The sequence below is a fragment of the Rhizobacter sp. P1_G5 genome (assembly GCF_056405435.1).
In genome coordinates, this window is record NZ_JBFUCB010000307.1 from 1 (window position 1) to 6989 (window position 6989).

Annotated in this window: 8 protein-coding genes; 1 reads left to right on the forward strand and 7 read right to left on the reverse strand. The window is 64.0% G+C overall.

Annotated elements, in window-relative coordinates:
* The 7 genes from AC1D12_RS19915 to AC1D12_RS19945 form a co-directional block, all read right to left on the reverse strand.
* The coding region (locus AC1D12_RS19915; protein WP_477842438.1) for a shikimate kinase at window positions 1–488 on the reverse strand (488 nt) is incomplete at its 3' end.
* Window positions 489–563: 75 nt separating this feature from the next.
* Window positions 564–953 carry a hypothetical protein gene (locus tag AC1D12_RS19920; protein ID WP_477842427.1) on the reverse strand — a complete coding sequence of 130 codons (390 nt, stop codon included), beginning with the start codon at window positions 951–953 and terminating at the stop codon, window positions 564–566.
* Between the two features lie 31 nt (window positions 954–984).
* On the reverse strand, window positions 985–3129 hold the full coding sequence (locus AC1D12_RS19925; protein ID WP_477842429.1) for a type IV pilus secretin PilQ: 2145 nt from the start codon (window positions 3127–3129) through the stop codon (window positions 985–987).
* Between the two features lie 23 nt (window positions 3130–3152).
* On the reverse strand, window positions 3153–3650 hold the full coding sequence (locus tag AC1D12_RS19930) for a pilus assembly protein PilP (protein WP_169671282.1): 498 nt from the start codon (window positions 3648–3650) through the stop codon (window positions 3153–3155).
* Between the two features lie 47 nt (window positions 3651–3697).
* A complete protein-coding gene (locus AC1D12_RS19935) occupies window positions 3698–4390 on the reverse strand; it encodes a type IV pilus inner membrane component PilO (RefSeq protein WP_477829183.1) in 693 nt (230 codons plus the stop codon).
* A gap of 13 nt (window positions 4391–4403) precedes the next feature.
* Window positions 4404–5048 carry a PilN domain-containing protein gene (locus tag AC1D12_RS19940; RefSeq protein ID WP_477842432.1) on the reverse strand — a complete coding sequence of 215 codons (645 nt, stop codon included), beginning with the start codon at window positions 5046–5048 and terminating at the stop codon, window positions 4404–4406.
* Window positions 5045–6082, reverse strand: coding sequence for a pilus assembly protein PilM (locus AC1D12_RS19945; protein WP_477842434.1), 1038 nt, complete (start codon window positions 6080–6082; stop codon window positions 5045–5047). Before AC1D12_RS19945 ends, AC1D12_RS19940 begins: the two co-directional genes overlap by 4 nt.
* Window positions 6083–6413: 331 nt before the next feature.
* Here AC1D12_RS19945 and AC1D12_RS19950 point away from each other — a divergent pair.
* Window positions 6414–6989 (forward strand): transglycosylase domain-containing protein (locus AC1D12_RS19950; RefSeq protein WP_477842436.1); only part of this gene is annotated, 576 nt, incomplete at its 3' end.

Consider the following 6989-nt stretch of genomic DNA (forward strand, 5'->3'; position numbering starts at 1 on the left):
ATGCCGGCCAGCTCCAGCTGCATCAGCAAGGTGTTGACCTGGGTCGGGACCGTCGCGCGACCGCTGTCGACGATGAGGTGGGCCGTCTCGCGATAGAGYGGGTCTCTTTGCGTGAACAGCTCCCGCAGCCGCGAGCGCGGATCTCCGACCTGCAACAGAGGCCGCTGCGTGTCGGTCCGCAGCCGGCGGTACAGCTCGTCCGGACTGCAGCGCAGGTAGACGACGTGACAGCGTTCGCGCAGCACCCTGCGATTGTCCACACGCAGCACGGCTCCGCCACCGGTCGCGAGCACGGTCCGGTCCAGCCCGCTCAGCTCGCCGATCACCGCGGACTCGATCTCGCGAAAGCGATCTTCGCCTTCACGCTCGAAGAAGCTGCGGATCGAACCGTCGATGCGCGTCTCGATGACGCCGTCGGAATCGCGAAAGTCCCAACCGATGCGGCGCGCCAGCTGGCGGCCGATCGTGGATTTGCCTGAGCCAGGCATGCCGACCAGCGCGAGCAACTCATGTCCCTCGCCGGGGCCGCTCATCGGCACATGCCCCCCGCCGCAAGCGGCCGGTCAGCTCGGCTTGGTCGGCGTCGCACTGACCTTCAAGGTCGTGAGGTGTTCCAGCGCGTCCTTCACGACCACCTGGACGGTCGTCATGCAGGCGCCATCCGCGACCGTCACCGTGAAGCTGCCGCCCCGGTTGCCAACACTGGTCGTGTTCAGCGTGATCCCGCTCGTGTTCGTGTTGTCGATGTGATAAGGAGCCACCCCGCCGTAGACGAAGATCTGTGCGGATCCGCCCAGACAGTTGGTGCCGTCACCCTGGAAGGTGATGTCGGTCGGCACTGTCTGGAGCGCCGTGGGCGACCCCGCCTCGTCATCGCCGCTCCCACCGCACGACGCCAGCGCGAGCGACATCAAGGTAGCCGCGGCAAGCCGATTGAGTACACCGTAGTTCATGTCAAGTACCTGATTTCTGGGGCCAGTCATATCAGCGCACCGCGGTGCGATCGCTCACAACCTTCGGTGTGATGAAGATCAACAGTTCGGTCTTCTTCGACGACTTCGTCTTGGTCTTGAAGAGGTTGCCGAGGAAGGGAATGTCGCCGAGGTAAGGCACCTTGGTCACGCTTTCCTGGTCGTCCTGCGTGAAGATGCCACCGATCACGACCGTGCCGCCATTCTCCACCAGGACCTGCGTGCGCACATGCTTGGTGTCGATGGCCAGGCCCTGCGATGTCACCTGCCCCACGGTGTCCTTGGTCACGTCGAGGTCGAGGATGACGTTGCCTTCCGGCGTGATCTGCGGCGTGACTTCAAGCTTCAGGTTCGCCTTGCGGAACTGGATGGCCGTCGCGCCGCTGGACGTGGCCGTCTGGTACGGCAGTTCCGTGCCCTGCTCGATCAGCGCCTTCACCTGGTCGGCCGTGATGACGCGCGGGCTCGACAGGATCTTGCCCTTGTTCTCGGCTTCCAGCGCGGACAGCTCCAGGTTCAGGAACCGATTGGCACCGACCCCGAACAGCGACAGCGCGAACGTCGCCGCGTTGTAGTCGTTCTGGCCGATGGCCGGCAGGCTGACGAAATTGGTATTGCTGTACACCAGCGGAGGAGTGACCTGCCCGGTCTGCACACCGATCGCATTGATGTTGCCGCCGACCCCGACCCGCATGTTGCCACCCGTGTTGAACCCGGGCACGCCACCATTGAGGCCGCGCAAGTCGGAGTAGCCCAGCTTCGCCCCCAGCGAGCGACCGAAGCTGTCGTTCGCTTCGACGATGCGCGCTTCGATCAGCACCTGCCGCACTGGCACGTCGATCTTGGTGATCATCGCCTGCACTTCCTCGAGCTTCGAGGGAATGTCGCTGACGAACAGCTGGTTGGTGCGGGTTTCGAAGATCACGCTGCCACGGGTCGTCAGGATGCGCGACGCGGTGCCACTGCCACCCGTCGTGTTCTGACCGGTCAGGCCCTTGGCCACTTCTTCGGCCTTCGTGTAGTTGAGCTGGAACGACTGCGTGCGCACCGGCTCCAGGTTGGCGATCTGCGCCTTCGCCTCGAGGTCGATCTTCTCTTTCGACGCGAGCTCATCCTTCGGGGCGATCCAGATCACGTTGCCCGACTTGCGCAGCCCCAGGCCCTTGGCCTGCAGGATGATGTCTAGCGCCTGGTCCCACGGCACATCCTTCAGGCGCAACGTCACGTTGCCGGTGACAGTGTCGCTCGTGACGACGTTGAAGTTGGTGAAGTCGGCAATGACCTGCAGCAGCGCGCGAACCTCGATGTTCTGGAAGTTCAGCGACAGCTTCTCGCCCGCATAACCCGGCCCCTGCACCAGCTTGTTCGGATCCTGCTTCTGCTGGCGCACTTCCAGCACGAACTGGTTGTCGGTCTGGTACGCGCTGTGCTCCCAGGCACCACGCGGCTCGACGACCATGCGCACACGGTCACCGTTCTGGAAGGTCGAGACGCTCTGCACCGGCGTGCCGAAGTCGGTCACGTCGAGCTTGCGTCGGAGGTTCTCCGGCAGGTTCGAGCGCAGGAATTCGACCACCAGGCTCTGKCCCTGCTGGCGGATGTCGACCCCGACCTGGTTGTTCGGCAGGTCGACCACGACCCGGCCCGCACCGTCCTGGCCGCGACGGAAGTCGATGCCCTTCAGCGGCATCGGCGCGTCGTTCAGATTCTCCGCAAAGCGGGTCGATTCACCCGCCACCGGCGCCTTGGCCGTGGCAGCGATGCCGCCCGCCGGTGCCGACGTTTCCATCACCACCACCAGCACCTTGCCTTCGAGCTGCGCCCGATAATTGGACGCCGTCTTGAGGTTCATGACCAGCCGCGTGCGATCACCCGACTGCGCGATGTTGATCGAGCGGATGTTGCCCTGGTTGATGTCCAGGTTCGACTTGCCCATCGCATTGCCGACCCCGGGCAGGTCGAGCGCGATGCGCGGCGGCGTCTGGACCGTGAAGCCGGTCGGCACCGCCGCCAGCGGCTCGGACAGTTCGATGCGCACGACCTCTGCACCCGCCTGTTGGGAGCTGTTGATGGACTGGATGGCGTTCTGCGCCCACGCAGACAAGGACGCACCGAAGAGCAACGCGAGCGCAACGCTTCGAACTTGCCACTTACCCATGATCTGTTTCTCCTGCATGTTCTTCACCGCGCCCGTTCCTGAAGCTGAAGAGAGCTCGTACGCTCGATCCACTCACCCGCCGCGTCCTGCACGATTTCGCGCAGCGAGACGTCCGTCTCGGAAATCTTGGTGACCTTGCCGTAGTTCTGGCCCAGGTAGTCACCCGTCTTCACCTGGTACAGCAGGTTGTCGACCCGCAGCAGCGCGTACGGGCGCCCCTGCTTGGTCACGCTGCCGACCATCGCCATGCTGTCCAGCGGATACGCTTCGAGCGGTTCCTTGCGGCGGTTGATCTCCGCAGCCAGCAACGAATTCGGTTGCCGCGATTCCTGCTTGATGGCCACCGTCAGCTTCTGCGTGCTGAACGGCTCGACGCCCGCGCCGGCCAGGTAGGCCTGCGGATTGAATTTCTTCGGCGGCGACAGCGGCGTCACGTTCGGCTTCACCTCGCGGCGTTGCTGCTCGATCCACTGCTGCAACTCGTCCTGCGCATCGCCACAGGCGGTCAGGGTGAGCGCCATGATGGCGCTCGCGCAGGCAGCTGCCGGCCAACGCATTGTGGTTCCCGTCATTTCTTCGCTCCCGCAGCCTTCGCCGCAGCCTGGCGCTGCGCTGTGATCTCGTTCGGATCCAGATAGCGGTAGGTTCTGGCCGTCGCATCCATGCCCAGCAATCCGGAAGCGTCCTTGCCGCCGGCAGCCGCGATCTGCATGTTGTGCAGCGTGACGATGCGCGAGAGGTTCGCCACATCGGCCGCGAACGCGCCGATGTCGTGGTAGCGCCCCGTCACCCGGATCGAGATCGGCAGTTCGGCGTAGTACTCCTTCACGAGCACCTGGCCGGGACGGAACAGTTCGAACTGCAAGCCGCGGCCGAGGCCCGCCTGGTTGATGTCCGACAGCAGCGCGTCCATTTCGGCCTTGCCGGGCAGCTGCTTCTCGAGCTGGGTCACGTATTCCTCGACCTGCAGCTTCTGCTTGCGCAATTCTTCGAGGTTCACGGCCTGCGCCAGCTTGCCCCGGTAGTCCTGCTTCAGGTTGGGTTCCTTGTCGCGCTCGGCCTGCAACTGCTCGTCGACACCGGCGAGCAGCAGGAACCAGCCCACCACGACCACCATGACGGCCAGCACGAGCCAGGTGGCAAGCTTGGGGAGCATCGGCCATTGGCCGGGTTCATTGGGATTCAGTCCCCGGAATTGCGAGGCGGCAGCCCCGAAGACCGAGTTCAGATCGACGTTGACGGATTTCGCTTTCGTTGCCATGGCGTCTCGATGGTCAGGGCTTCTTCGCAGCGACGGCGGCGCTGGCCGCGGCACCCGGCACGACGGCCGAGGCTGCAGCTGCGGCCGCGTCGACATCCTGCGGGCGCTTGATGGTCACGCGCATCGAGAAGTCGAACAGGCGCTTTTGCTCGCGGCTGGCCGTCTGCACGGTGGCCGCCTTGATCTCGACCAACTCCGGCTTCGTCAGCCATTCGGAGTTGTTGCTCGTGTTCCTCAGCAACTCGGACACGCGCTCGTTGGTCTGCGCGATGCCGGTCAGCTGCAGCACCTGGCCTTCCTGCTTGATGCTGCTGAAATAGACGCCTTCGGGCGTCTGCTTGACGAGTTCGTTGAGCACGTGAACCGGCAGGTTGCGATCGATCTGCAGGTCTTCGACCGCTTTCTGCCGTGCCTTGAGCGCGTCGATCTCGGCACGCAAGGACGCGATGTCCTTGATCTGCGCCTCGAGCTTGCGGATCTCCGCCGACAGGAATTCGTTGCGGTGGATCTGGTTCTCCGTCATCTGCTGCAGCACCAGGTACCACATGCCGACGGCTGCGAGACCCGCCGCGGCGGCCAGCGCCAAGCCCAGGAAGAAGGCCGCCTTGCGCCGCTTGCGCTTTTCTTCGCGGTGCGGAAGTAGGTTGATCAGAATCACTGCAAGAACCTCCGCATCGCCAGCCCACAGGCCGTGAGGTAGGAAGGCGCTTCACGGCGCAGCTTGCTCTCGCGGACCGCGGAGCCCAGCTTCATGTTTTCGAACGGATTGACGACCATCGATGCGAAGCCCGTCAGCTCGGTGACGCGGTCCTTCAGCCCCGGCAGGGTCGCCGTGCCACCAGCCAGCATCACGTAGTGCACCTTGTGGTGCGGCGTGCTGGTGAAGAAATACTGCAGCGCGCGCCCGATCTCCTGCGACAGGCTGTCGACGAACGGCACCAGCAGCGACGACTCGTAGTCTTCCGGCAACTCGGCCGAGAGCTTCTTCTGCTCGGCCTCCTCGAACGAGAAGCCGTACTGGCGGGAGATCAGCTGCGTCAGCTGCGAACCGCCGAAGGCCTGGTCGCGGTCGTAGAGCATCTCTTCGTCGCGCAGCACCTTCAGGCTGGTGGTGTCGGCACCGATCTCGAACAGCGCGACGAGGGCGTCCTTGCCCTCGTTCGGCAGCGCCTCGATCAGCCGGCCCATCGCCAGGCGCGAGGCATGCGACTCGATGTCGARCACCGCGGGCTTCAGGCCGGCGGCTTCCGCCAGGCCTTGACGGTCCTGCACGCGATCCTTGCGCGACGCGGYGATCAGCACCTCGACATCGCCCACCGACGTGGGGCTCGGGCCGACCACGGAGAAGTCAAGACTCACCTCGTCGAGCGAGAACGGGATGTATTGGTTGGCTTCGGATTCGACCTGCAGCTCGAGCTCTTCTTCGCGCAAGCCGGCGGGCAGCATGATCTTCTTCGTGATCACCGCCGATTGCGGCATCGCGAGCACGACCTGCTTGGTCTTGGTGCCGCTCTTGGTGACCACGCGGCGGACGGCATCGGCCACCTCGTCGAATTTCTCGATCTGGCCGTCGGTGATCCAGCCCTTCTCGAAGCTCTCGGAGGCGAAACGCTCGAGTACATATTCACCGGAGGCACTTTGGCCCAACTCGACCAGCTTCACACTGGACGAGCTGATATCCAAGCCGATCATCGGTGGATGCTTTCGGCCTAACAACAGGTCTAGGAAGCTCAAGGGGCCATCTCCCAACGCGACACGAATCGACGACCGAATTGGCTGTGATACGTGCGCTGGATTGTTAAGAAGTTACTTCAATGCTAGCAGTAAACCCTTTGTGCACCAAAGATTTTTCCTTTTCTTGCAACCCGTCCTCGTTGCGAAATCGTGACGGATTCTGGAGCCAAAAATTGTCATTCCGGGTCAACCCTAGGCACCCGGCGACACAAGCTGCCAAGCAGTTCACGGTCGATGCGGACCGGTCAAAGTCGCTTCATATAATCGTCGCGACCACTGTTGGAGTCCCATGAGCGAATCCGAGGGCCCGTCCGAGCGCCCGGCAGCCAGCCCGAACCGCCGATCGTCTTTTTCTGCCACCTCGCCCTTGCCCAACTGGGCTCGCTGGCTGGGCCGTGCGCTGTTGTGGTTGGTGGGGGGTGCGCTGGCCGGCGTGCTTGCGCTGCTGCTGGTGATCGGTATCGCGCTGTCGGTGGCGTATCCGAACCTCCCGCAGGTCAGCGGCCTCGTCGACTACCGGCCGAAGCTGCCGATGCGCGTCTATTCGGCCGACGGCGTGCTGCTCGGCGAGTACGGCGAGGAGCGCCGCAACTTCACGCCGCTCGCCCAGGTGCCCAAGGTCATGCAGGACGCGGTGCTCGCGATCGAGGACGCGCGCTTCTACCAGCACGGCGGCGTCGACTACAAGGGCGTGCTGCGGGCCGGCCTCGCGCAGTTCAACGAGTCGCGCAGCCAGGGCGCCTCGACGATCACGATGCAGGTGGCGCGCAACTTCTATCTCTCCACCGAGAAGACGTTCACCCGCAAGATCTACGAGATCCTGCTGGCGCTGAAGATCGAGAGCCTGCTCAGCAAGGACCAGATC

Excerpts from the sequence above, each read along its gene's own strand:
- AC1D12_RS19920 (WP_477842427.1), bottom strand. The coding sequence starts at position 953 with ATGAACTACGGTGTACTCAATCGGCTTGCCGCGGCTACCTTGATGTCG.
- AC1D12_RS19930 (WP_169671282.1), bottom strand. The coding sequence starts at position 3,650 with ATGGCGCTCACCCTGACCGCCTGTGGCGATGCGCAGGACGAGTTGCAG.
- AC1D12_RS19935 (WP_477829183.1), bottom strand. The coding sequence starts at position 4,390 with ATGGCAACGAAAGCGAAATCCGTCAACGTCGATCTGAACTCGGTCTTC.